The 24,192-nt window shown below is 75.4% G+C and carries 25 protein-coding genes; 12 read left to right on the top strand and 13 right to left on the bottom strand.

Going from position 1 to position 24,192, the window contains the following annotated elements; genetic code table 11:
- Positions 1-175: 175 nt before the first annotated feature.
- Both LIX60_RS29320 and LIX60_RS29315 read left to right on the top strand, forming a co-directional pair.
- Positions 176-553, top strand: a complete 378-nt coding sequence (locus LIX60_RS29320) for an ATP-binding protein (protein WP_227962225.1) — start codon at positions 176-178, stop codon at positions 551-553.
- Positions 554-899: 346 nt separating this feature from the next.
- Positions 900-1,325, top strand: a complete 426-nt coding sequence (locus tag LIX60_RS29315) for an OsmC family protein (protein WP_227962223.1) — start codon at positions 900-902, stop codon at positions 1,323-1,325.
- Positions 1,326-1,391: 66 nt separating this feature from the next.
- Here LIX60_RS29315 and LIX60_RS29310 read toward each other — a convergent pair whose 3' ends face one another.
- Complete coding sequence (locus tag LIX60_RS29310; RefSeq protein WP_227962222.1) at positions 1,392-2,150, bottom strand: M23 family metallopeptidase; 759 nt, start codon at positions 2,148-2,150, stop codon at positions 1,392-1,394.
- Between the two features lie 174 nt (positions 2,151-2,324).
- Entirely contained in the window at positions 2,325-2,828 is a 504-nt protein-coding gene (locus tag LIX60_RS29305) for a hypothetical protein (RefSeq protein WP_095757750.1), read from the bottom strand.
- A 292-nt stretch (positions 2,829-3,120) separates the two neighbouring features.
- Here LIX60_RS29305 and LIX60_RS29300 point away from each other — a divergent pair, with 292 nt between their 5' ends.
- A complete protein-coding gene (locus LIX60_RS29300; RefSeq protein WP_308101931.1) occupies positions 3,121-3,789 on the top strand; it encodes a helix-turn-helix domain-containing protein in 669 nt (222 codons plus the stop codon).
- A 33-nt stretch (positions 3,790-3,822) separates the two neighbouring features.
- On the opposite strand, the gene LIX60_RS29295 is transcribed toward LIX60_RS29300, so the two are convergent.
- The 4 genes from LIX60_RS29295 to LIX60_RS29280 all read right to left on the bottom strand — a co-directional run bounded on the left by LIX60_RS29295 (position 3,823) and on the right by LIX60_RS29280 (position 6,940).
- Positions 3,823-4,218, bottom strand: coding sequence for a VOC family protein (locus LIX60_RS29295; protein ID WP_227962218.1), 396 nt, complete (start codon positions 4,216-4,218; stop codon positions 3,823-3,825).
- A 98-nt stretch (positions 4,219-4,316) separates the two neighbouring features.
- Complete coding sequence (locus LIX60_RS29290) at positions 4,317-5,294, bottom strand: acetylxylan esterase (RefSeq protein WP_227962216.1); 978 nt, start codon at positions 5,292-5,294, stop codon at positions 4,317-4,319.
- 142 nt (positions 5,295-5,436) lie between these two features.
- Complete coding sequence (locus LIX60_RS29285) at positions 5,437-6,282, bottom strand: HipA family kinase (protein WP_227962214.1); 846 nt, start codon at positions 6,280-6,282, stop codon at positions 5,437-5,439.
- Between the two features lie 226 nt (positions 6,283-6,508).
- Positions 6,509-6,940 carry an ankyrin repeat domain-containing protein gene (locus tag LIX60_RS29280; RefSeq protein WP_227962213.1) on the bottom strand — a complete coding sequence of 144 codons (432 nt, stop codon included), beginning with the start codon at positions 6,938-6,940 and terminating at the stop codon, positions 6,509-6,511.
- Positions 6,941-7,182: 242 nt separating this feature from the next.
- On the opposite strand from LIX60_RS29280, the gene LIX60_RS29275 reads away from it, so the two are divergent.
- Both LIX60_RS29275 and LIX60_RS29270 read left to right on the top strand, forming a co-directional pair.
- A complete protein-coding gene (locus LIX60_RS29275; RefSeq protein WP_019708524.1) occupies positions 7,183-7,377 on the top strand; it encodes a hypothetical protein in 195 nt (64 codons plus the stop codon).
- Positions 7,378-7,554: 177 nt separating this feature from the next.
- Positions 7,555-9,015: a hypothetical protein gene (locus tag LIX60_RS29270; protein ID WP_374117941.1), complete on the top strand. Its 1,461-nt coding sequence runs from the start codon at positions 7,555-7,557 to the stop codon at positions 9,013-9,015.
- Between the two features lie 90 nt (positions 9,016-9,105).
- Here LIX60_RS29270 and LIX60_RS29265 read toward each other — a convergent pair whose 3' ends face one another.
- Positions 9,106-10,620, bottom strand: coding sequence for a PLP-dependent aminotransferase family protein (locus tag LIX60_RS29265; protein ID WP_227962211.1), 1,515 nt, complete (start codon positions 10,618-10,620; stop codon positions 9,106-9,108).
- A 112-nt stretch (positions 10,621-10,732) separates the two neighbouring features.
- Between LIX60_RS29265 and LIX60_RS29260 the strand changes: the two genes are divergently transcribed.
- From LIX60_RS29260 to LIX60_RS29245, 4 genes are all read left to right on the top strand, one after another.
- The gene (locus LIX60_RS29260) at positions 10,733-11,452 is read left to right on the top strand and encodes a YitT family protein (RefSeq protein ID WP_227962210.1); all 720 of its coding nucleotides are present in this window, start codon (positions 10,733-10,735) and stop codon (positions 11,450-11,452) included.
- 159 nt (positions 11,453-11,611) lie between these two features.
- Entirely contained in the window at positions 11,612-12,385 is a 774-nt protein-coding gene (locus LIX60_RS29255; protein WP_227962208.1) for a glycerophosphodiester phosphodiesterase family protein, read from the top strand.
- A 56-nt stretch (positions 12,386-12,441) separates the two neighbouring features.
- Positions 12,442-13,938, top strand: coding sequence for an MFS transporter (locus LIX60_RS29250; RefSeq protein ID WP_227962206.1), 1,497 nt, complete (start codon positions 12,442-12,444; stop codon positions 13,936-13,938).
- Positions 13,939-14,192: 254 nt separating this feature from the next.
- Positions 14,193-14,567 carry an RNA polymerase-binding protein RbpA gene (locus tag LIX60_RS29245; RefSeq protein WP_030548181.1) on the top strand — a complete coding sequence of 125 codons (375 nt, stop codon included), beginning with the start codon at positions 14,193-14,195 and terminating at the stop codon, positions 14,565-14,567.
- Positions 14,568-14,743: 176 nt separating this feature from the next.
- Here LIX60_RS29245 and fxsA read toward each other — a convergent pair whose 3' ends face one another.
- Positions 14,744-15,376, bottom strand: a complete 633-nt coding sequence (gene fxsA / locus LIX60_RS29240; protein ID WP_227962204.1) for an FxsA family membrane protein — start codon at positions 15,374-15,376, stop codon at positions 14,744-14,746.
- A 139-nt stretch (positions 15,377-15,515) separates the two neighbouring features.
- Here fxsA and LIX60_RS29235 point away from each other — a divergent pair, with 139 nt between their 5' ends.
- Both LIX60_RS29235 and LIX60_RS29230 read left to right on the top strand, forming a co-directional pair.
- A complete protein-coding gene (locus LIX60_RS29235) occupies positions 15,516-15,776 on the top strand; it encodes a WhiB family transcriptional regulator (RefSeq protein WP_043468850.1) in 261 nt (86 codons plus the stop codon).
- A 124-nt stretch (positions 15,777-15,900) separates the two neighbouring features.
- The gene (locus LIX60_RS29230) at positions 15,901-16,140 is read left to right on the top strand and encodes a hypothetical protein (protein WP_227962202.1); all 240 of its coding nucleotides are present in this window, start codon (positions 15,901-15,903) and stop codon (positions 16,138-16,140) included.
- Positions 16,141-16,334: 194 nt separating this feature from the next.
- On the opposite strand, the gene LIX60_RS29225 is transcribed toward LIX60_RS29230, so the two are convergent.
- The 5 genes from LIX60_RS29225 to LIX60_RS29205 all read right to left on the bottom strand — a co-directional run bounded on the left by LIX60_RS29225 (position 16,335) and on the right by LIX60_RS29205 (position 23,022).
- Entirely contained in the window at positions 16,335-17,303 is a 969-nt protein-coding gene (locus LIX60_RS29225) for an LLM class F420-dependent oxidoreductase (protein ID WP_227962200.1), read from the bottom strand.
- Between the two features lie 146 nt (positions 17,304-17,449).
- Positions 17,450-18,238 (bottom strand): polyprenol monophosphomannose synthase, encoded by a 789-nt coding sequence (locus LIX60_RS29220; RefSeq protein WP_227962198.1) that lies wholly within the window; start codon positions 18,236-18,238, stop codon positions 17,450-17,452.
- Between the two features lie 2 nt (positions 18,239-18,240).
- Positions 18,241-20,082: an apolipoprotein N-acyltransferase gene (lnt, locus tag LIX60_RS29215; protein WP_374117940.1), complete on the bottom strand. Its 1,842-nt coding sequence runs from the start codon at positions 20,080-20,082 to the stop codon at positions 18,241-18,243.
- Between the two features lie 773 nt (positions 20,083-20,855).
- Entirely contained in the window at positions 20,856-22,403 is a 1,548-nt protein-coding gene (locus LIX60_RS29210) for an amidohydrolase (RefSeq protein ID WP_227962964.1), read from the bottom strand.
- A 178-nt stretch (positions 22,404-22,581) separates the two neighbouring features.
- Complete coding sequence (locus LIX60_RS29205; protein WP_227962195.1) at positions 22,582-23,022, bottom strand: Lrp/AsnC family transcriptional regulator; 441 nt, start codon at positions 23,020-23,022, stop codon at positions 22,582-22,584.
- 400 nt (positions 23,023-23,422) lie between these two features.
- Here LIX60_RS29205 and LIX60_RS29200 point away from each other — a divergent pair, with 400 nt between their 5' ends.
- The gene (locus LIX60_RS29200) at positions 23,423-23,866 is read left to right on the top strand and encodes a hypothetical protein (RefSeq protein ID WP_227962193.1); all 444 of its coding nucleotides are present in this window, start codon (positions 23,423-23,425) and stop codon (positions 23,864-23,866) included.
- Positions 23,867-24,192 lie beyond the last annotated feature (326 nt).

The following is a 24,192-nucleotide window of genomic DNA, read 5'->3' as shown; positions in this document are numbered from 1 at the left end:
AAGGCGGAACGCGTTGCCGCGATGACGCGTCTTCCTCGGTGACAGGACGGGCAGGGGTGTCCGGATCGCGTCGTGTTCTCACGGCGTCCCGCATCCGCCGGCCGATCACGTCCCATGATTGCGCGGCCGCTGGGCAAGAGGGGTGTAATGAACGGTAAGGAGGAGGTGCAGCCGCATGGTCGTGGTGGAGTCCAGCCGGGCGAGCACCGCTGACGCCCGGCACGCGGCCGCGGAGTTCGTCTCCTCCGCGTGTCCGGGGGTGGACGCCGACGCGGTCGTGCTGGTCGTATCGGAATTGGTGGCGAACGCCGCCCGGCACACCCCGGGATGGTGGCGGCTGCGGCTCGGCACCCGCAACGACGCGCTGATCATCGATGTGGAGGACCGCAGCGAGGTCCCCCCGGCCATCCGTCCGACCTCGGATCTCACGGGCGGCGGCGGGCTCGGCCTGATCATGGTCCAGCGGCTCTCCGACGAGCTGGAGGTCCTTCCGCGCCCCGGCGGCAAGACGGTCCGCGCCCGTTTCCCCCTCTACGCCAAGGCCCCGGCCTGAGCCGTTCGCCGACGTTTCGTTTCTCTCCGCCCCGCCCCGGTCACCGCCGGTGAGGCGGTCGCCGTTCACACGCGCGGGCGGACCGCCGCGCCACGGGGCGCTCCGGCGGCCGGCGCTTCCCCCCGGCCGGCCCTCTCGTCCGCCCGGCTCGAACCCCCTCCGCCCTTCCGGCCCGGCTCCCCCCTCGGGCACCGCGGACGGATCGGCCCGCTCTGTCCCGTATCAGCGGGGATGTCGCGCACCGGTTCCGGCAACGGGCGGCCCTCGCACGGCGCGTCGCGGACGGAGCGGCCGTACGGGGGCGGACCATCGGCATGACGCCACCCGCATCACAGGAGGGAACATCGTGGCCACCACACGCACCGCGCACACGGTCTGGGAAGGCAATCTGCTCGAGGGCCGGGGCACCGTCACCCTCGATTCCTCCGGATGCGGGGAGTACGCGGTCTCGTGGCCGTCCCGCGCCGAGGAGCCCGACGGCCGGACGAGCCCGGAGGAGCTGATCGCCGCGGCGCATTCGAGCTGCTTCTCGATGGCCCTCTCCAACGGCCTGTCGAAGGCCGGGACCCCGCCGGCCCGGCTGACGACCCGGGCCGAGGTCACCTTCCAGCCGGGCACGGGTATCACCGGGATCCATCTGACGGTGTCGGGCGAGGTTCCCGGGATGGACGAGGAGGCGTTCACCGCGGCGGCCGAGGACGCCAAGGTGAACTGCCCGGTGAGCCAGGCCATGACCGGGACGACGATCACTCTGACCGCCTCGCTGGGCTGACCCGGCCCCGGCGCCCGGGCGCCGCCGCCCGGCCCGCGGGCGGCGGCGCGTCCCGGGGGACGGGCGTCAGAGCCGGACGCCCTTGGAGGCGAGATACGACCGCGGGTTGATGTCGGACCCGTACTCCGTGCTCTGCCGCACCTCGAAGTGGAGGTGCGGGCCGCTCGACCGGCCGGTGTTGCCGGAGAGGCCGAGGAGCTCTCCCGGGCCCACCCTCTGCCCCGGGGCCGCGTCGATCCGGGAGAGGTGGGCGAAGAGCAGGTACTGGCCGCCCTCGGTCCGCAGGGTCACCAGATGGCCGTAGGCCCCGCCCCAGCCGGCCGTCACGACCTCGCCCGGACCGGGCGAACGCACCGGGGTGCCCACGGGGACGGCGAAGTCGACGCCCGTGTGGCGGCCGGCGAGCCAGCCGCCGGGGATGCCGTAGGCGGCGGACACCTCGGCGCCGGCCACGGGGCGGGTCCAGCCGTCCGCGGCGCCGGCCCCGGAGGCCGGCCGGGGGGCGCGGCGGGCCGGGGCGCCCGCGCCATCCGTGTCCTCCCGCGTTCCACCGGCGCCGGCGGCGGTGTCCGGCGGCCTCCCGGGTTCCCACGGGCTGCCACCGCGCGGGCCCGGGCTGCCGTGGGTGCGGGCCCGGTCGTCGCGCTCGGCCAGGTACCGGTGGCTGATGTCCATACCCGCGCCCCAGGTCGGGCTGGCGGTGAGCAGCACTCCCGCTATCCCGGCGGCGCCCCCGCGCAGCAGCCGGGGCATCACGCGGGGCCTGCGGCCCTCGACGGCGCCGTCGGCGGATCGGTTCGCGCCGGATGTGCGTACCGCGGTCATGGACGTTCCTCTCCTACCGGTCTCCTGCTGTCCGGTGTCATGGACGGGACGGGAAAAGGCGGACGGGAAAAGGGGTGGACGGGGGCGGGCCGGGCGGTACGTCCCCGCGGCGGGGCGGGGACGTACCGGAGGGACCCGCCGGCGGGTCACGGCCCGCGCCGGCGTGGCACGGCCTCAGCCCGTGTCGTCGCGGCGGCGGCGCAACGCCAGCACGGAGCCGCCCGCGGCCAGTGCCACCAGCCCGGTGCCGGCCGCGGCCGTGCCGGCGTTCATGCCGCCGGACCCGCCGCCCTCACCGGCCTGCGACCCGCGCCAGGCACGATGGCCCACGGTGAAGTGGCCCACCACCGCGTCTCCGCTGCTCCGGCAGTGCGCCCGCACCCAGTAGGTGCGGCCGGGCTTGGCGTCGTCCTTGACCCTGGCGGCGCCGACGAAGGTGCGGTGGCTCTGCCGGTGGAGGGTGACCTCCCGGGCCAGTCCGAAGGACTTCGCGGTCATCCGGCGGTCCTCGCAGCCGCTCTTCACACTGATGACCACATGGGCCCCCGCCTTCGGCATGTGCGGGCTGATCCTCATCCGGGAGTCCGGGTGTCCGCCGGCCTGCGACGCCGTGGCGGCACCCCCCAGGGCTATCGCGGTCAGAGCGGTGGTGGCGAGAACGCGGGAGACGATGCGCATGTGGGTGCTCCTTCCGGCGGGGAGGCGGACCGGCGTCCGCTCGGGCTCCGCGCCATCGGCACCATGCAAGCCCGACGGGCCGTCAACCGCGCGCGGCGGAACGGCGTCCACCGTCCCGCCAATGGAGCAGCCCCGGGTCCCGCGTCTGCCGCATCGGTGCAGGTGACGGGGGGTGCCCGGTCGGGTGCGGCGCGTCGTGGCGCGTCGTGGCGGGTCGCGGCCGAGCGGGTGACGGGCTCCGCCGTCCGCGTGCGACCCTGGCCCGGTGTACGAGGAGAGACGTTCCGCGCGCGTGCCCGCCGTCGTGTGGTCCCGCACGGCGGGGGCCCGGCAGCAGCGGGTACTGCCCGACGGCTGCACCGATCTGATCTGGGACGGCACGGAACTCTTCGTCGCCGGGCCCGACACCCGGGCGCACCTGCCGGACGCCCCGCCCGGCACCCGCTACACCGCCCTGCGGTTCCCGCCCGGCACCGGTCCGGTCGTCTTCGGCGTACCCGCCCACGAGTTGAGGGACCGGCGGCTCCCGCTGGCCGCGCTCCGCCCGGAGGCGGAGGTACGGCGGCTGGCCGAACGCGTGGCCGGGGCGGCAGATCCGGCGGAGGTGCTGGAGCGGGCCGCGGCGCAGGCGTTGCGCGGCGCGGGCCCGGCCGATCCGCGCCGGGCGGCGGTCGTGGCGGGACTGCGCGCGGGACTGCCCGTGGCGGAGGTCGCCGAGCGGGCGGGGCTCGGCGTGCGGGCGCTGCACCGGCTCTCCCTGGCAGCGTTCGGCTACGGGCCGAAGACGCTGGCGCGGATCCTGCGGATGAACCGGGCGCTGGACCTGGCCCGGGCGGGCCGCCCCCTCGCGGAGACGGCGGCCCTCGCGGGCTACTGCGACCAGGCCCATCTCACCCGCGAGGTGCGGGCGTTGGCGGGCCTGCCGCCGGCGCTGCTCCTGGCCCCGCCGCCCTCCGGCTGACGGGTGCGCACCGCCCGCCCGGGGCCCGGCCGTTCAGTCCGTGTCCGGGAGCGGGGCGAAGAGGTCGACGGCGTTGCCGTCCGGGTCGGTGAGGATCGCGTAGCGCTGCCCCCAGGCGGCATCCCAGGGCGCGCGTCCGCCGTGGCCGGTGGCGGCGAACGCGGCGTACACCGCGTCGACGTCCTCCGGGGAGTCGCAGGCGAAGGCCAGGGTGATCGCGGGGCCGCCGCTCGGGGGCGTCCAGTCCGGGTCGGAGGACCGGACGCTCTCGGCGGTGTCCCAGAGCAGCCGCGGACCACCGGGCAGCGCCGCTTCCACGTGCGGGCCGCCGGCGTCCCCGGGGATGTCCAGGCCGAGCCGGCGGTAGAAGGCGAGGGAGGCGGACAGGTCGGCCGTGACCAGGCCCACGGCGTCGAATCGAGGCGTCATGGGGGCACCGTAGGCACCGGTCCCGGCCCGGGTCTTGTACGGATCGGACACCGCGCGGCGGGGTGCGCGGCGCCCCGGGCCCCCGCGACCCCGGCCGCTCAGGGGGCCAGTCCGCGGTCGGCGAGCCAGCGCAGCTGCTCCTCCGTCTGGGAGGCGCCGCCGCCGGAGTGGTCGGCGAAGTGCCACACCCGCATCTCCCGGTCACCCTTGTACGCGTTGTGGGCGGCGTAGACGGTGGAGGGCGGGCAGACCGGGTCCATCAGCCCGACGCTGAACAGCGCGGGCGCGCCGGCCCGGGGAGCGAAGTGGACGCCGTCGAAGTAGTCGAGGGTGGTGAAGACCCGCTCGGGGTCGACGCGCTTGTGCCGGCCGAGGTACTCGGCCAGCTCCGGGTACGGGCCGAAGGCCGCGAGTTCCGCGCCCCGCCGGTAGTGGCAGAGGAACGGGACGTCCACGAGGGCGGCGGCGACCGTGTCCCCGGCGAGGGCCGCCGCGGCCAGCGCCAGCCCGCCGCCCTGGCTGGCCCCGGCGACGACGACACGGTCGGGGTCCACGGCGGGGTGCTCGCGGATGACGTCGACGGCGCGGACACAGTCCGTCATCAGCCGCCGGTAGTAGTGGTGTTCCGGGTCGTCGATACCGCGTGTCATGTAGCCGCCGACGTACTGGGTACCGGGGACGGGGTCCGGGTCGGGGGTGTCGTGGCCCTGGCCGCGGCTGTCCACGACGAGGTGGGCGTAGCCGGCGGCGCTGTACACCAGGTGTTCGAGGGGCCGCCCGCGGCCGCCGCCGTACCCGAGGTACTGGACGACGGCGGGCAGCGGCTCCCGGGCCCCGCGCGGCAGCAGCAGCCACGCGGCGACCGGCTGGCCGCCCCAGCCGGGGAACCGCACGTCGAAGACCTCCACGGTGCCGAGCAGCGGCTCCTCCACGGGCCGGTACCCGGCCGTGCCGCCGCCCGCCGCGCCGCGTGCCGCGGCGACGGTGCCGGCCCAGAAGGCGTCGAAGTCCGCGGGCTCGGGTGTCCCGGCGCGGTACGTGCGCAGCTGGTCCAGCGGCAGATCGGTCAGCGGCATGGGTCCCCTCCTCCGGCGCGCCCGTGCCGGGGCGCGTCCTGCTCGGCCGTGTCCGGGGAGCGGTGATCGTTCCGCGCGCCCCGCTCTCAGAGCCCTGCCCCATCGGACGGCGTGGATGCCCCGGCGGGGTCCGCGGTTGCGCTCAGCCCGGGAGGTGCCGGAGCCAGGCGGGGCGGCCGGCGCGGGTGGCGGCGGCGCGGTCGGCCTCGGCGCGGCGCAGCTCTTCGGGGGTGGCGAAGCCTCCGGGAAGCCACTCCGCGGAGCGGGCGGCGCGGGCCGCGAGATGCGTCACATAGGCCTCGCGCAGTTCGGCGGGCGAGCTGAAGCCGGGCTCCTCCGCCAGCCATGCGTCGGGGACGAGAGCGGCCACCTCGCGCAGCAGGTCCGCGGTGACCAGCGGCGCCAGCTCCGCGCGGGCCGCGGCCACGTCGGGGACGTACGGGCCGAGCGCGTGGCCCGTGAGGGGGTAGCGCTGGGCGACATGGGCGGGGGCCCGGTCCCAGCGGTGGTGGAAGACGAGGGCCGCGCCGTGGTCGATGAGCCACAGCCGGCCGTGCCAGACCATCAGATTCGGGCTGTTCCAGGTCCGGTCGACGTTGCCGGTGAGAGCGTCGAACCAGATGATCCGCCCGGCCTCGGCCGGGCCGGGGGTCAGCTCGGCCGGGGTCCAGTCGCGTGCGCCGGGCAGCAGGTCCATGCCGAGGTTGAGACCGGCGCTGGACCGCAGCAGGTCCTGGATCTCCCGGTCGGGCTCCCCGGCGGCGACGGCCGGATCGAAACGGACCCGCACGAGCCGCGGCACCGGCAGGCCCAGGCGGCGGCCGAGTTCACCGACGAGCACTTCGGCGACCAGCGCCCTGCGCCCCTGCGCGGCGCCGGTGAACTTGACGACGTACGTGCCCAGGTCGTCGGTCTCGACGACGCCGGGGACGGAGCCGCCGGCGCGGAGCGGCATGACGTACCGGAGCGCGGTCACCTCGTCCAGCACCGCCGCTCCCCTCCCCCGTGCCCCCGGGCCGCGGGCCGCCGGCCGTCCGCGGGCCGTCCTTCCCGGTCCAGCTGTCAATGGTACCGAGGGCGGCGGCGTTCCCCTCAGGGCTTTTGCCGTGAGCGCCTGGTGCGGGTCGGCGGCGGGGACGCTGGTGCCGGGCCGCGGGGCCGGTGGGCCGGCGCGGGGGCAGGCGGGCCGGCCGGCTCCGGTCAGGCAGCTCCGGTCAGTCGGCGCCGAACATCTTCAGCAGCTCGGTCTTGGCGAACATCCGGGCCGTGTCGACCGCCGAGGGAGTGCCGAGGGACGGGTCGGCACCGCCCGCCAACAGGGCGCGCACCACGCCGTCCTCGCCCTTGAACACCGCGCCGGCCAGCGGGGTCTGGCCCCGGTCGTTGGCGCGGTCCGGGTCCGCGCCGCGGGCGAGCAGGGCCTCCACCACGGCCGTGTGGCCGTGGTAGGCGGCGAGCATGACGAGGGTGTCGCCCTTGTCGTTGGTGAGGTTCGCGGGCACGCCCGCGTCGAGGTAGGCCGCGAGCCGCTCCGCGTCACCGGCGCGCGCCAGATCGAAGATCCTGCCCGCGAGCTCGATCACCTCGTCGTCCACCGGCCCCGGCCCCGCCTCGCCGGCCGGCTCGCCCGCTCCCGGGTCGTTCATCCGTCGCTCCGCCTTCCCGGGCCCACGCCCGTACGAGTGATTCGCCACCCTACTGGCCTGCTCACGGCACCGGCCGCGGAGGACACGGCCGCCCCGGCACGAGGCCGGTCCGGCCCCTGTGGCGGGCCGGTCCGGCGGGGGCGGTGGGGGCATCTTCACTCCTTTGCGCCTTCGCCGGGCCGGACACTTGGTGTGAATCTGGAACCACTCGTGGTAACCGTCCCCACAGCCAGGAGAACACCATGATTCTGTCCATCTCGGGCGTCGTTCTGCTCGGTGTCATCGTCTTCCTCTTCACCCGGAAGGACGGGCTCAAGATCTCCCATGCCGTGGTCTGCGCCCTCTTCGGTTTCTATCTGGCCGGCACGGCGCTCGCGCCGAGCATCAAGGCGGGCGGCGCCAGCCTCGCCAGCCTGCTGGACAACATCCGGTTCTGAGACGCGGACGGGCGGCCGCTCCGGCCGCGGCGGCCCGTCCGTGTCAGCGGCACAACCCCCAGGAGAGCGAACGTGGCCCGGCGCCCCCTTCCCCGCGTCCCCGTGGCGAGCCCCCGGAGCTCTCCGTTCCGCCGCGGTGGGGAGCTGCTCCGCACAGCCGCCGACCACACCGCGGACGTGCTGCACCCCCTGATCGTGATCGGCCGGGGACTGCGCCGGCTGGCCGCCGCCGGCCGGCAGCGGTGGACGCGGGCCCCGTCCGACCGGCGCGGGCCGGTCCTGCTGCTGGCCGCCGCCGCGGTGACGGCCGTGGCCCTGGCCCCGCACGGGCCGCTGCTCGCCGTGGCGGCCCTGATGGCGGCGGCCGCCTGGGCCGGGCGCGGCGGCCGGGCCGCCGGAAAGGAGGGGCCGGGCGAGGCGGAGGCGGAGCGGCTCCGGGCCCTGTACGAGGCGCTGGTGCCGTACTTCCGCGCGGAGGACGACCCCGAACCGCTGTACACGCACGGCGGCGACTGGGAGGCGGTCTTCCTCGACCACGCCTTCGACGAGACGGGCCGCCCGGTCCTGCTCGAACTGTGCTACCCCCCGTACGTCACCGACGGCGAGCCCGGGTTCCGGGCCCGGATCGAACAGGTGCTGCACGCGAAATGCGGACGCGGGCGCGAGTACCTGTTCGACTGGGACGAGGAGGGCAACGTCCTCACCCTGACCGTCCTGCCGCCCCTCCCCGACGACATCCGCGCCCAGCGCTTCGTCACGGCCCCCGGCGAGACCGTGCTGGGCTTCACCGGTCCGGAGAGCGTCCGGCGCACCCTTCCGGCGGTCCGCGGCGACGCCCTGGAGGACGCCGCCGACGTGCCCCCGGTGCTGTGGCGGACCGGGCCGCGCTCCGCCGAGCCGCATCTGATCGCCCTCGGCAGGCCCGGCAGCGGCACGACGACCCTGCTCCGTTCGATCGCCCTGCAGGCACTGCGCGACGGCGATGTCCTGGTGGTCGACGGCAGCGGCACCGGTGAGTACGCCTGCCTGGCCGGACGGCGCGGCGTGCCGGCCGTCGAGTGCGGTCTCGGCGGCGCCCTGGCCGTCCTGGAGTGGGCGGCGCACGAGACGGAGCGGCGGCTGCTCTCCGTCCACGAGGCCCGCCGGGCCGGCCGGCCGGTCCCGGAGGACGTCCGGCGCCGGCTGTGGATCGTCGTCGACCGCCCGGCCGCGCTCAGCCAGCTGGCGGCCTCGGAGGGGCGGCCCGACCCGCAGGAACTGCTGCGGGTGCCGCTGCGGCACGGCCGGGCCGCGCAGGTGACGGTGGTGGTGGCCGACCACCTCGACGGCGTGGACTCCCTGGGCGAGGCGGTCCGCACGCACACCCGGGCCCGGGTGGTGCTCGGCCCGGCCACGCCCGAGGAGATCGCGGGGGTGCTCGGCGCCCCGCCGCACACCACGCCGCCGCCGGAGATCCCGCCCGGGCGGGGCTACGCACGGCTGGGCCACGGCCAGGTGCACCGGCTGCAGGTGCCGGCCACCCCGGATCCGTACGACGAGGAGTGCACGGAGGGCGACCGGCTGGCCGTGCTGGCGCTGCTGCCGGAGCCGGTCTCCGCGGCGGGAGGCATGACCGCCCCGGCGCGGGCCGACCACTGAGGCGGCGGGCGGGAAGCCCGCGCAGCGCGGCGCCGGATCGCCGGCCCGGGCGGCCGGCAGACGACCGGCACGGCCGGACGGCCGAGAACGTCAGGCCACCAGGCTCCGTGAGTCGGCCGCGGCCGCCGCGCCCGTCGCCCCCGTCTCGACCAGCCGCGCCGCCTGCGCGAGGCGGGCCGCCGCCGTGTCGGCCACCGCGTCGCCCACCGTGAACGGCAGCCGGACATAGCCCTCGAAGGCCCCGTCCACTCCGAAGCGAGGCCCCGACGGCACCCTGACCCCCAGCGGCACCCCCGCCTCAGCGATCCGCGAGCCGGAGAGGCCGCCGGTGCGCGCCCAGAGGGTGAGCCCGCCGTGCGGGACGGAGAACTCCCAGCCCGGCAGGTGCCGCCGCACCGCGGCGACCAGCGCGTCCCGGTTCTCCCGCGCCTGCCGGCAGCGGATCGCCACGGCCTCGTCCCAGCCGCCGCCGCGCATCAGCCAGCTGACGGAGAGCTGCTCCAGCACCGGCGAGCCCAGGTCGGCGTAGGCGCGGGCGGCGACCAGGGAACGGATGATCTCCGGTGCCGCGCGCACCCAGCCGATGCGCATCCCGGCCCAGAACGCCTTGCTGGCCGAGCCGACGGTGACGACCGTGCTGCCCGCCGGGTCGAACGAGGCGACGGGGCGCGGGAGTTCGAAGTCCGCGTCCAGGCGCAGATCCGCCATGGTCTCGTCCACCACGAGCACCGTGCCCGCCGAGCGGGCCGCCGCCACCAGGTGCCGCCGCTGGTCCTCGCTCGCCACCGCCCCGGTGGGGTTGTGGAAGTCGGCCACCACATAGGCCATGCGCGGCGCGGCATCGCGCAGCACCCCGCGCCAGGCGGGCAGGTCCCAGCCCGCCAGCCCGTCGGCCATCGCGACGGGGACGAGCCGGGCGCCGGCCTCGCGCATCAGCTGCAGCACGTTGGCGTAGCTGGGCGATTCGACGGCCACCCGCTCGCCCCGCCCCGCGAAGAGATGGCAGATGGCGGCGACGGCGCCCATGGCCCCGGTGGTGACCATGATCTGCTCGGGCATGGTCGGGATGCCGCGCGCGGTGTAGCGGTCGGCGAGGACCTGCCGCAGTTCGGGGAGGCCGGCCGGGTAGTCGCCGTGGGTGTGGGCGTAGGGCGCCAGTTCGCCGAGCGCGCCCTCGACGGAGCGGGTCAGCCAGGGCTCGGGCGCGGGCAGGGCCGCGCAGCCGAGGTCGATCATCGTCTCGGCGGCATCCGGCGGCAGGGGGTCGAGACCGCGGGTGGGCAGCGGGCTGCCCGCCGGGACGGTCGTCCAGCTTCCGGCGCCGCGCCGTGACTCCAGGAAGCCCTCGGCGCGCAGCGCCTCATAGGCGGAGGCGACGGTGGTGCGGCTCAGGGAGAGCGCCGCGGCCAGTTCCCGTTCGGCGGGCAGCCGGGCGGCGACGGGCACCCGGCCCTCGTGGATCAGGAGCCGCACGCCGTCGGCGAGGGTGCGGTAGACCGGCGCCCGGCGGCCGGCCGGGGCCGTGGTGCCGTTGCCTCCGTGGTTCTGCGAGCGGAGCAGCCGGGCGAGCTGCGCGGCCCCCACCGCCGAGGTCCACTGACTCATCTTCCCGGTCCACCTTCCCGAAATTGGCCATGGAACCGCTGAGGTCCCGGGCCACAGACTGCCACGCGCCAGGCCAGTACCACCACTCGCCCACCACCATCAGGGAGTCCACGTGCCCACAACGGGGGACCGCCGGCTGACACGGCGGCTTGTCCAGCTCTATGCCGGCCTGGTGCTGTACGGGGTGAGCGTGGCACTGATGGTGCGCGCCGGGCTCGGCCTCGACCCGTGGGACGTCTTCCACCAGGGCGTCGCCGAGCGCACCGGCCTGTCGATCGGGACGGTCCTGATCCTCACCGGCGCGGCGGTGCTCCTGCTCTGGGTGCCGCTGCGGCAGCGGCCGGGCCTGGGCACCGTCTCGAACGTGGTGGTGATCGGGCTGGCGATGGACGCCACCCTCGCCCTCGCACCCGACGTCCGGGGGATGGCGGTGCGGATCCCGCTGCTGGCCGCCGCGATCGTCCTCAACGGAGCGGCGACGGGTCTCTACATCGCGGCCCGCTTCGGCCCCGGTCCGCGAGACGGGCTGATGACGGGGCTGCACCGGCGCACCGGCCGCTCGCTGCGGCTGATCCGCACCGGTATCGAACTGGCGGTGCTGGCCACGGGCTACGCGCTCGGCGGCTCGGTGGGCGCGGGCACGGTGGCGTACGCGCTGGCCATCGGCCCGCTGGCCCAGTTCTTCCTGCGGGTGTTCACGGTCCCGGGCCAGGCTGTGGCGCCCGGGGAGGCGCCGGGCACGGAAGACCGGGCCCCGGCGCCGGACAGCGCACGGACGGAGAACGCGCCGGCGACCGGTGGTGTGGAGACCGGCTGCCGCGAGGCCGGCTGAAGCACTCCACTCCCCCGGGCCGGCACACCCGTGCCCGGGGCGCGCGCCCTGCGCCGGAACGCAGCTCGCGCACGCCGGAACGGGCACGGGCCGAGCCGCCCCGCTGTCCGGCGGCCGCCCGGTGTCCGCGAGGCGCACGGGGGCGGCGATACTGCCGCCGTGACACCGAACCCGGCCGTGCGCCATCCCTTCCTCGACCATCCGGCCACGCTCGCCTTCGCCCACCGCGGCGGTGCGGCGGACGGCCTGGAGAACACCGCGGCCGCCTTCCGGCGGGCGGTCGCCGCGGGCTACCGCTATCTGGAGACGGATGTGCACGCCACCTCGGACGGCGCACTGGTCGCCTTCCACGACGCGACCCTGGACCGGGTCACCGACGCCCGCGGCGCGATAGCGGAGCTGCCGTGGTCCCGGGTGCGGCGGGCCCGGGTGGCGGGAACGGAGCCGCTGCCGCTGTTCGAGGAGCTGCTGGAGGAGTTCCCGGAGGCCCGCTGGAACGTGGATGTGAAGGCCGAGGCGGCCCTGCGCCCGCTGATCGGGCTGCTGCACCGGACCGGCGCCTGGGACCGGGTCTGCGTCGGCTCCTTCTCCGAGGCGCGGGTGGCCCGGGCCCAGCACCTGGGCGGCCCGCGCCTGGCGACGTCGCTCGGCACCCGGGGCGTCCTCGGCCTGCGGCTGCGTGCGTACCGGCTCCCCGCGCGTTCCCGCCGCAGCGCCGTCTGCGTCCAGGTCCCGGAGCGGCACGGGCGGCTGCGGGTGGTGGACCGGGCCTTCGTACGGGCCGCGCACGCCCTGGGCCTGCAGGTGCATGTGTGGACGGTCAATGACGCCGGGCGGATGGCGGCGCTTCTGGACCTCGGAGTGGATGGCATCATGACCGATCACATCGAGACGCTGCGCACGGTGCTGACCGAACGAGGCGCCTGGGGCTGACCCGGGCGTGCCCCCGGCGGCGCGACCCCGCGGCGACGGTCGGGCGAGGGGGCCGCATGGGCGCGGAGATCACGGGCGGAACCGGCGGCGCGGACACCACCGCGCTCCCCGGCCCGGCGGGCGGCGGCGGTGACCCCGGGGCCGGCGGCGGTGACCCGCTGCCCGCGGGCGGAGCGGGCGGTCCGGCGGACGCGTCCGGCCCGGCCGCGGCCGCCGAGCGCAGGCGGGAGCAGCGCGGCTGGTACGTCTACGACTGGGCGGTCTCGGTCTTCTCCACCAGCGTCGTCACCGTGTTCCTCGGTCCGTATCTGACGGCGGTGGCCCGGGCCGCGGCCGACGCGAGCGGCTATGTGCACCCGCTGGGCATACCGGTGCGGGCGGGCTCCTACTTCGCGTACGCGGTGTCGCTGTCGGTGCTGGTCTCGGTGGTGGTGATGCCGCTGGCCGCGGCGGTCGCGGACCGGACCGGCCGCAAGAAGCCGGTGCTGGCCCTCTTCGCCTACCTGGGCGCGGCGGCGACCACCGGCATGTTCTTCCTCTCCGGCGACCGCTATCTGCTGGGCGGCTTCCTGCTGGTCGTGGCCAACGCCTCGTTCTCGGTGGCCATGGTCGTCTACAACGCCTTCCTGCCGCAGATCGCCGGGCCCGGGGAGCGGGACGCCGTCTCCTCGCGGGGCTGGGCCTTCGGCTACGCCTCCGGTGCGCTGGTGCTGCTGGCCGATCTCGCGCTGTACACGGGTCACGCCTCGCTCGGGATCTCCGAGGGCATGGCGGTACGGATCTGCCTGGCCTCGGCCGGGCTGTGGTGGGGCCTGTTCGCGATCGTCCCGCTGCGCCGGCTCCGCGACCGGCCGCCGGCGGCCGATGTCCCCGCCGCGGGGGCCGGCGGCCCCGCCCGGGCGGGCTCGGTGGGACAGAGCTGGCGCCAACTCCGCGACACCCTGCGGGACATGCGGCGGCATCCGCTGACCCTGCTCTTCCTCGTCGCGTATCTCCTCTACAACGACGGTGTGCAGACGGTGATCTCGCAGGCATCGGTGTACGGATCGGAGGAGCTGGGCCTGGACCAGACGACGCTGATCCTCGCCATCCTGCTGGTGCAGGTGCTCGCGGTCTTCGGGGCGCTCGGCCTGGGGAGGCTGGCCGCCCGGTACGGCACCAAGCGCACCATCCTCGGCTCGCTCGCGGCCTGGACCCTGACCGTCGCCGCCGGGTACTTCCTGCCCGCGGGCGCGCCGGTGTGGTTCTTCGCGCTGGCGGCGGCGATCGGGCTGGTGATGGGCGGCAGCCAGGCGCTGTCGCGGTCGCTCTTCTCGCAGCTGGTGCCGCGCGGCAAGGAGGCGGAGTACTTCTCGGCGTACGAGATGAGCGACCGGGGAACAAGCTGGCTGGGCCCGTTGCTGTTCGGCCTGACATATCAGCTGACGGGAAGCTACCGGGACGCGATCATCTCGCTGGTGGTCTTCTTCGCGCTCGGTTTCCTGCTGCTGGCGCGGCTGCCCGTACGGCGCGCGGTGGCCGCCGCGGGGAACCCGGTGCCCGACCGGATTTAACGCGGACGACGGTGGAGCGGTAGTGTACGCCTTTGACCACAGGGCGGACCGTTACTGCAAGCTGAATCAGGAGAAGCACTGGGTGACATCTCCTGCCAGATGTGACAAACCGGGCCACGGTGGGTACAACAAGGGGCGGCACGACGGGCGACGCATGTCCCGCAACGGGAATCTTTACCGCCGACCGGACGTTGACCGGATGACGACGACAGCGACACCTGTCCTGTGGGCGACAAGCCCGGGAGGCACAATTCATGAGTGAGCGAGCTCTCCGCGGCACGCGACTTGTGGTGACCAGCTACGAGACCGACCGCGGCATCGATCTGGCCCCGCGCCAGGCGGTGGAGTACGCATGCCAGAACGGCCATCGATTCGAGATGCCGTTCTCGGTAGAGGCGGAGATTCCGCAGGAGTGGGAATGCAAGGTGTGCGGGGCCCAGGCCCTGCTCGTGGACGGCGAAGGCCCTGAGGAGAAGAAGGGCAAGCCCGCGCGGACGCACTGGGACATGCTCATGGAGCGGCGCACCCGCGAGGAGTTGGAGGAGGTGCTGGCCGAGCGGCTGGCGGTCCTGCGCTCCGGTGCGATGAACATCGCGGTGCATCCCCGGGACAACCGCAAGTCCGCCTGACAAGGGCACGGCCCGCGCCGGACGAGGCACAGCGGCACAGCAGCACAGAGAGACGAAGGACCCGGACCACCATGGGATGGTGGTCCGGGTCCTTCGTGTGCCCGGACGAGGGCGAGCGCACGGGCCCGCGGCGGCCGGGGCACACGGGGGCACATGTCGGGGACCCGGGGCGCCGCTCAGCGGGGCAGCGGGGGTTCGCCACCCCGGCCGCTCTTCCCGTCCCCGTCCTCACCGTGACCGTCCTCGCCGTCGCGGTGAATGACCTCGCCCTGAACGACCTTGCCGTCGGGCCGGTGCATCCGGGCCTGCTGGAAGGCCTCGCCGAGACCGCCCCGCCCCGCCGCGGACATCCGCCGGCTCAGTGAGCGCTCGGCCGAGCGGCGCAGCAGCGCCCGGGTGGGCGGGAAGAGGCAGAGCAGGCCCGCCGCGTCGGAGACCAGCCCCGGCATCATCAGCAGCAACCCGCCCAGCATGGGCAGGGTGTTGCCGCTCGCCCTGCTCCCCTCGGCGGGCGGTGCGCCCGGCGCGGTGCCGCGCTGGAGGTTCTCCGTGAGCCCCTGCCACGCGCGCCGGCCGGCCCGCTTCACGGCATACGCGCCGAGCGCCAGGCCCGCGAGCAGAAGCAGCAGAACGGTCAGGCCCCCGAAGGCGTCGGCGACCAGGGTCAGCAGCCAGATCTCCAGCACCACCCAGGCGGCCACGGCCAGGGGCACCAGGCTCCGGCGCCGCGAGCGCCCGGTCCGGGCGGCGGTCGATCCGGGGCCACGGCCCGGGGGCGGTTCCTGTCGGTGCGGTACGCCGGTCGTCATGTCTCCAGTGTGCCTGGTGACCGCCCCGATCCGGGCGGTGGGACGGACGAGTTGGCTGTCCGGCACCGGGTACGCGGAGAAGAACCGGCACAGAGCGCATCCGATCAGAAACCGATACGAACCGAACGGAGTGGCATCCATGGACTGGCGTCTGAACGCGGCTTGCCGCGATACCGACCCAGACCTGTTCTTCCCCGTTGGCAGCTCCGGCCCGGCCCTGCGCCAGGAGCAGGCGGCGAAGGCGGTGTGCGAGAGCTGCCCCGTCATCGACGCGTGCCTCGACTGGGCCCTGGAGACCGGCCAGACCTCGGGGGTCTGGGGCGGCACCTCCGAGGACGAACGGCGGCCGATGCACCGGCGCCGTGAGCGGGAGCGCCGCCGCGCCCGTACCGCGGCCTGAACGGCGGGACGGGGCCGCGCGAACGAGGGCGGCCGGGCGGCCGTCACCGCATGACCGGTACCGGCGCGGGTACCCGCGCTCCACACGGTCCAGCACCATCCAGCACCAGAGAGAGGACCCGGACATGGCGGAACGACGCTCCGAGCAACCCGGGGCGGGCGGCCACGCCGTCCCCCGGGACCTGCCCGACCAGCAGGTCGGCGGCCACGACAAGGCGGCCGACAAGTGGGAGGGAAAGATTCCGGCCGAAGCGGCCGACTCCTCGCGGGAGAATCTGCCGGACCCGGACGAAGCGGGTGCGCGGCGGCGCGACGAACGCCCCGCGGACGACGACCGGGGCGAACCCGAGGAACCGTCGGGCTGACGGACCACAACGGACCACAACGGAACGGACCAGCGGAAGCGGAGCTCCCGGACGGGCGGCAGGCCCGTCCGGGAGCTCCGTTCTGTGCGGTGTCCTGTGCGGCGGTGCGACCGCTTCCGGCTCCGGGTGGACGGGCGGAGGCGGTCGCACCGCTTCGGTGGTCTCCAGGTGTCTCGAGGGCGGGTGTCCCGCCCTCAGAAAGCCTCGCGCAGTGCGGGCAGCAGGGTCTTCTCCGACCAGTCGAGGAAGGCGTGCTGGCTCTCTCCGCCGACCTGCACCAGGGCCACCTCGGTGAACCCGGCCGCGGCGAAGGGCCGTACGGCCTCCACGAAGGCGGAGACGTCGTCGCCGCACGGAATGGACTCCGCCACGTCTTCCGGGCGGACGAACTGGGTGGCCGCCTCGAACGAGGCGGGCCCGGGCAGTTCGGCGTTGACCTTCCAGCCGCCGGCGAACCAGCGGAACTGCTCATGGGCGCGGCGCACCGCCGTCTCCCGGTCGGGGTCGTAGCAGACCGGCACCTGCCCCACCCGGGGCTTACCGGCGCCGCCGTACCGGTCGAAGGCGTCGAGGAGTTCGGGCCTCGGTTCGACGGCGATCACCAAGTCCGCCAGGCGGCCCGCGAGTTCGCAGGACTGGTCGCCGGAGACGGCGATGCCGATGGGCGGGGGCTCGTCCGGGAGGTCCCACACCTTGGCGGACTCCACGTCGAAGTGGGCACCGTGGTGGTTGACGTAACCGCCCCCGAAGAGCGCGCGGATGATGTCCACGGCCTCTTCGAGCATCTCGTGCCGCACGTCGGCCGCGGGCCAGCCGCCGCCGGTGATGTGCTCGTTGAGGTTCTCCCCCGCTCCCAGGCCCAGCCGGAACCTGCCCTCGGAGAGAAGGTGCAGGGTCGCCGCCTTCTGGGCCACGACCGCAGGGTGGTAGCGCATCGTGGGGCAGGTGACGTACGTCATCAGCGGGATGCGGGAGGTCGCCTGGGCGGCGGCGCCGAGGACCGTCCACGCGTGCGGGGAGTGGCCCTGGCTCCGGAGCCAGGGGAAGTAGTGGTCGGAGGTGACGGAGAAGTCGAATCCGGCCTCCTCGGCGCGGACCACGTGTCCGACGAGCTCACGGGGGCCGGCCTGCTCGGTCAGCATGGTGTAGCCGATTTGTACCATGCACCCCGAATGCCCATGCGGCCCCGGTGAAAACCTGGCAGAAACCTGGCACGGAGCCGCCCGGAAGCCGGGACTCCGCACGGGGCCCGGCCGCGGTCCCCCGCGAGCCCCGCCTGCTCCGGACCGGAGACCCCGGACGAGAGGCCCTAGCCCTCCCGGCGGGCGGTGGCGCGGTTCACGCGGTCCAGCACGCGCTGCGCCCGGGAGCCGACGCCCCAGGCGGTGACCCGCCACAGCGCCTCGACGAAGATGTCGCGGCTCATCTTGCTGTCGCCGATCTCCCGCTCCACGAAGGTGATGGGCACCTCGACGACGTGGAACCCGGCCTTCACCGCGCGCCAGGCCAGGTCGACCTGGAAGCAGTAGCCCTGCGAGGCCACGTCGTCCATGCCGAGCCCGGTGAGCGTCTCGGCGCGGAACGCGCGGTAGCCGCCGGTGACGTCGTGCACCGGGACGTCCAGCAGCAGCCGGGAGTAGACGCTGCCGCCGCGGGAGATCAGCTGCCGGGACCGGGGCCAGTTGACGATCCGTCCGCCCGCCACCCAGCGGGAGCCGAGCACCAGATCGGCTCCCTTGAGCGCGGTGAGCAGCCGGGGCAGTTCCTCGGGCTGGTGCGAGCCGTCGGCGTCCATCTCGACCAGGACGTCGTATCCCTGTTCGATGCCCCAGCGGAAGCCCGCGAGATAGGCGGCGCCCAGGCCCTCCTTGCCCCTCCGGTGCAGCACATGGACCTGCTCGTCCCCGGCGGCGAGTTCGTCGGCGAGCTTGCCGGTGCCGTCGGGGCTGTTGTCGTCGGCGACGAGGACATGGGCCGCGGGGACGGCGGACCGCACCCGGCCCACGATCGGCTTGATGTTGCCGGCCTCGTTGTAGGTCGGAATGATCACCAGAACCGTGCCGAGCGGGCCGTATCGCCGCTGTCCGCCGTCTGCCACTGCTATCCCCTCCGGTCCGTACGTCCCCGCCGGCCGAGTGCGATCGCGGCGGCGCAGGACAGGAGGCCCACGATAGCGAGCACCCATTCGGGCGCCGCTCCCATTCGGTCGGCCACGGTCGTGTCGTCGCGCAGCGGAAGGTCCGCGGTGATCACGTCGCGGGTGAACTCCTCGGTGCGCTTGTCGATCACGCCGTCCGGCCGGACCACGGCACTGATGCCGCTGGTGGCGGCGGTGACGACGGCGCGGCCGTGCTCGACGGCACGCAGCCGGGACATCACGAGTTGCTGCTCGGGCTGGCCGGTGCGGCCGTAGGTGGCGTTGTTGGTCTGGATGACGAGCGCGCGGGCACCGGCGTTGACCGTGTCGCGGACGATCTCGTCGTAGGCGACCTCGAAGCAGATCACATCGCCGAGCCGCGCCGGTCCGGTCTGCAGCACGCCGGTGGTGTCGCCGGGGTAGAAGTCGCGCGGCACCCGCTGGAGCCGGGTGATGACCTTGCTGAGCTGCTCGCGGAAGGGCACGTACTCGCCGAACGGCACCGGGTGCTGCTTGGTGTACGAGGCCCCGGGGCCGGTCTCCGGGTCCCAGACGATGCCCTGGTTCTCGACATAGCCCTCCTTGGTGGGGTGGTCGACGAGGGCCCCGACGAGGATCGGCACCCCGACGGCGCGGGCCGCCTCGTCCATCCGGGCGCCCGCCTCCGGGTAGCGGAAGGGATCGAGATCGGAGGCGTTCTCCGGCCAGATGACCAGGTCCGGACGCTGCTCCCGGCCGGCCTCGACGTCCCGGGCCAGGTCGAGGGTGGCCTCGACATGGTTGTTGAGGATCAGCATGGGGCGGCCCAGGAAGTCCATCCCGGGCTGCTGCACGTTCCCCTGGACGACGGCGATCCGGGCGGTGTCGTCGGCCTCCGTGGGCACCGGGACGGCGTACCCGGCCAGCGCCACGGCGAGGGCCAGCACGGCGGGCGGGACGGCACGCCGGAGCACGGGGCGGACCGGGACGGCGCGGGGACGGGAGGGGCTGCCGGTGTGCGGCGCCTCCTCCGCGCCGTCCGGGCGGTGCGGGCCGTCCGCGGCGTCCGGGCTGTCCCGGTCCTCCGGGCCGGTGCGCGCGCCGGGTCGCAGCCGCGCCGCCGCGAGGGCCGCGGAACCGAGCAGGGCGCCGCTCAGCGCGACGGCGAAGGTCACGAGCACCGCGCCGCCGAGCGCGGCGAGCGGCAGATAGGGCGAGCCGGTGACGCCGAACGCCAGCCGTCCCCACGGAAAGCCGCCGAGCGGCAGCCGGTCCCGGGCCCACTCCTCGGCGACCCACAGGCAGGCGGCCCACAGCGGCCACAGCGGCAGCCGGGAGGTCAGCGCGAGCCCCGCGCCGAGCGCGCTCAGGAACAGCGCCTCGATGACGGACAGCCCGAACACGGCGTCGTAGCCGATGACGTGGAGCCAGCGCAGCAGGACGAAGAAGAACGGCAGCCCGAAGGCGAACCCGGTCCAGGCGCCCTGGCGCGCGGTGCGGCCGCGCGTCAGCAGGCTGAGCGCGGCGACGGCGAGCAGGGCGAGCGGCCACAGGTCGTACGGCGGGAAGGCGAGGGCCAGGCCGAGCCCGCTCACGGCGGCGAGCGCGCTCCGGGGCGCCTCGCGCCGTACCAGCCGCCCCGTCCGGCGCAGCCGCCCCGTCCGGGCCGGAACGGCGGCCGCACCGGGCCCGGCTGCGGGCTCGGCGGCGGGTCCGGCGCCCGGCGCCGCCGGCCCGGCGGCGGACCGGCCGGGTTCCGCGGCCCCCTCGGCGGGCGGGCGGTCCCCGGAGGGGCGGTCCGTGTCTGTGGCGGGGCCCGAATGCACGGTGGCGTGCCTTCCTGCAGGTCGTGCGCTGATGAGGTGACGGTACCCCGCCGCCCCCCGAAAGGCGGAGTCCTGCCGGTACTCCTCAGCCGTCACCCGGGGCTCGCGGGCATCGCGCGGGGGCACTCGCGCGGGGAGAGCCGGGTGGACGGAAAGGGGGGACGGAAAGGGGCGGACGGAGCGGGAGGCGCACGGGAGCGCCGGAAGCGCGGCGCGGAACCACAGGGCCGCGGGGGCGTCGCGCGGCGGGCCGCGGGGGCGCGGCGGAGGGCAGGCACCCACCGCGCCCTCAGGGGCGGGGATGTCGGGAGAACGGGAGAAGCCGGGCCCGGGAACGACGGGGTGCCCCAGCGGAAAGCGCTACGGCGGGGCCCGGTGCCCTTCGGGCCGACCCGGGACCCGCTGGCTGCGGGCCGACCGAAGCCGTTGTCTACTGAGCGTCCGGGCCCCACCCGGGTCGCACCTGCCGACCGGCCGGAATCCTCCCCCGTCCCGTGGCGCGGTGGCTGGACCTGGCTCCCAGTGGCGGCACACCGTGCCGGCGCACCACCCGTGGCCCAGCGGCGCTCGACGACTGCGCGGAGATTCCCCGGTCGGACGTCCTGTGGTGGACGCGGCCGAACCTACCGGCCGCCAACCGCTTTCTGTCAACACTCGTCCGACCTGCGTCGTTCCGGCAACCCAGCAGGTCAGGGATGAAGATGCGCAGGTAGCGGCGGAAAGGCCGGGCGGGTCCGCCCCGTCGCGCGGCACCCGGACGGCACTCCGGCACATCACTCGTTCGGGCGGGTGTGGACGGTGCGGCCGCCCACCACCGTCCGCAGGCAGACCGGCAGCGGTCCGCCGGGCAGGAGTTCGGGCAGGCCCGGGGTGCCGGAGCGGGGGTCGGTGGACCAGGCCGCCACCCGCTCGTCCGGGGTCTGGACGACGAGGTCGCCGCTCTCCCACACCGCGTAGTCGGCGGGGGCGCCGGGGACCAGGACACCGGCGTCGTCCCGGCCGGCGGCCCGCCGGCCGCCCCGGGTGTGGGCGGTGAAGGCGCCGCGCACGGTGATGCGGTGCCCGGGGGTGCGGTGGAAGGCGGCCGCGCGCACGGTGCCCCACGGGTCGAACGGGGTGACCGGGCTGTCGGAACCGAACGCGAGCGGCACACCGGCGCGCAGCAGAGCGGCGTACGGATTGAGGGTCCGGGCCCGCTCGGCACCGAGCCGCTGGGCGTACATGCCCTCCTCGCCACCCCAGGCCGCGTCGAACGCGGGCTGTACGGAGGCCGTGAGGGCCAGCTCGGCGAAGGCGGCGATGGTCTCGGGGGTGAGCATCTCGGCGTGCTCCACGCGGTGCCGCGCGGCCCGTACCCGGTCGAGGCCGAGCTTGGCGGCGGCGGCCCGGAAACCCGCGACCACGGTGCTCAGCGCGGCGTCGCCGATGGCGTGGAAACCGGCCTGGAGTCCGGCCTCCGTGCAGGCCGTGACATGGGCGGCGACATCGTCCGCCCCGAGGTGCGCGGCTCCGGTGTGCGGGGCGTCCGCGTACGGCTCGTGCAGATGCGCGGTGTGGGAGCCGAGGGAGCCGTCGACGAAGAGGTCACCGGCCGCGCCGACGGCGCCGAGGCTCCGGATCCTCTCCGCTCCCTTCGCGTTCGCGACGGGTTCGGCCCAGTAGCCGACGACGTGCGGGCCGGGCTCGGCGGCGGCGAGGGCGAGCAGCGCGGTGAAGTCGTCCTCGCCGGAGATGTCGGGCCCGGCGCACTCGTGGAGCGAGCCGATGCCCCGGGAGGCCGCGTGGGCCCGGGCGGCGCGCTGGGCGTCGGCCCGGGAACCGGGGGTGACGGCGGCGAGGGCGGCCCGCCGTACGGCGTGGTGCGCGTCCTCGGTGAGCGGCGCGTCGTCCCGGAAGCCGGCGAGGGCGGTGACCCCGGGCACGCGGTCGAGCAGGGCTCCGGTGACGACGGCCGAGTGGGCGTCGACGCGGCTGAGGTAGAGCGGCCGGCCACCGGTGGCCGCGTCCAGTTCGGCGCGGGACGGCGGCCGGCCACCGGGCCAGTCGCCGGCGTCCCAGCCGTGGCCGAGCAGCACCCGGTCGCCGGGGCGGGCGGCGGCGTGGGCGCGTACCAGGTCCAGTGCCGCGTCGAGGCTGCGGGCGCCGGAGAGGTCGAGGCCGGTCAGGGCGAGGCCGGTGGCGGTGAGGTGCACGTGCGCGTCGGTGAAGGCCGGGGTGACGAGGGCCCCGTCGAGTTGGACGACCTCGTCGACGCCGTCGGCGAAGGCGTCCGCGGCCCCCTCGGAGCCGACCCAGGCGACCCGGCCGCGCTCGACGACCATCGCGGTCGCGAACGGATCGGCGGGGCTGTGGACCGTCCCTCCGCGCAGCAGCACGGTGCGGTCGTCGTCGGCCTGGAGGGGGGAGCGGTCGTTCACTGGGGCTGCCTCACGGAGCGTCGCGTCGGGGCGGAATCGGCTCCCAGTGTCGCCCCACGGCGGCGCCGGACGCGCCCCGGGGTCAGATCCGGGGCGGGCGCGCCTCGTACGGGGTGGAGAGGACGACCGTGGTGCGGGTGGACACCCCGGCCAGCGAACGGATCCGGCTGAGCAGGTGTTCGAGCTCCAGGGGCGTCGCGACACGGACCTTGAGGATGTAGTTCTCGTCCCCCGCCACGCTGTGGCAGGCCTCCAGCTCCGGGACGCCCGCGAGCCGGTCGGCGATGTCGTCGGGCGCGCTGGGGTCGAAGGGCTTCACGGAGATGAACGCGGTGAGCGGCAGCCCGACGGCCTCGGGGTCGACGACGGCCCGGTAGCCGCGGATCACACCCCGCTGCTCCAGCCTGCGGACGCGCTGGTGCACCGCCGAGGTGGACAGGCCGGTGGCCTTGCCCAGGTCGGTGTAGCTCATGCGCCCGTCCTTGACGAGCAGTTCCACGATCTGCCGGTCCAGTGCCTCCACAGCGCTAGAACCTACAGCGTCACCGCCCCCGTGAGACACACGGCTTTCGGGCACGCGCACGCCACCGCGCACGGCCGGCACCGGTCCGCGCTCCCGCGCCGCGCCCGGGCGCGCGGGCCACCGGGCTCGGCATCCGGCCGGGCCGGCCGGGCGCCGGCCCGGTGCCCCGGCGTGCGCCCGCGGCCCTCCGCCCGCATCCGCCGCCGCCCCCGCCCGCCCTGCGCACAGGGCCGCTGAACCGCAGGTCAGCACCCCTTCACCCGCCCCGTGTGACGAAGACCACACCGCTGGCGACGGGTCCGCGAAAGTGCCGCGATTACCCGTGCCGGGGCGCGGGAAAAGTCTGCTGTGGTCGAGGCCACAGCGCCTCACCGTCCCATCGAGGGGGAGAGACGAACATATGCGCAGCCTGAAGCGCCCGGGTCGCGGCAACCGCGATCGAACAGCCGCCGTCGCCGCCGATTTCGAGCCGCAGGACGTCGAAGCGGCCGACGACGGCGACGAGGACAGTACCCACGAGACCCACGAGACCTACGAGATGTTCCGGGTGACCTGCCCGGACTGCGCGCGTCCCATCGCGCTCCTCGCCGACGAGGACGTCCTGCCCGAACACGCGCTCTGCCCGAGCCCGTGGAATCCCTTCGGTCTCACCGTCTGCCCGGGCACCGGCCGGAACATCGCCGAGACCTCCCCGGCCGACGACTCGCTGGACGCCCAGGAGCAGGACGCGGCCCTCCTGCTGACGCTCCCTCAGAGCCTGGACTGGCGGACCCAGCCCTTCTCGCACATCGGCGGACCCGCCTCGCGTCCGTTCCGTCTGCCCCCGATGCGTCGCCGGGCCTGACCGCACCGGGCCCACCGCCCGGGCCGCGACGCCCGCGCCGTGGGCTCCACATCACCGCACGTCACCGCACGCGCCGGTCACCCCGGCGCGTGGCCGGCCGACCGCCTCCGACCGCCTTCCCGCCGGGACCCGCACGCACGCGCCGGAACCGGAAGACCCCGCCCGGCGCGCGGGGCCCCGTCGCGGCGTGCGCGCGGGCCCGGACGGCGCGCGACGGCGGCGTGCGCCGCGACACGCGCACCGACAAGCCGATCAACGGCGTCGACGGGCGGGGTCGCGGCCCCCAGACTGGACGGGTTCCGTACGGGCCGGCCCCCGGCCCCGCG

Source organism: Streptomyces sp. S07_1.15 (assembly GCF_020739505.1).
In the GTDB taxonomy this organism is placed as follows: Bacteria; Actinomycetota; Actinomycetes; order Streptomycetales; family Streptomycetaceae; genus Streptomyces; species Streptomyces xinghaiensis.
The sequence above is the reverse complement of the archived record's forward strand: the minus strand, read 5'-3'. Positions and strand labels throughout refer to the sequence as shown.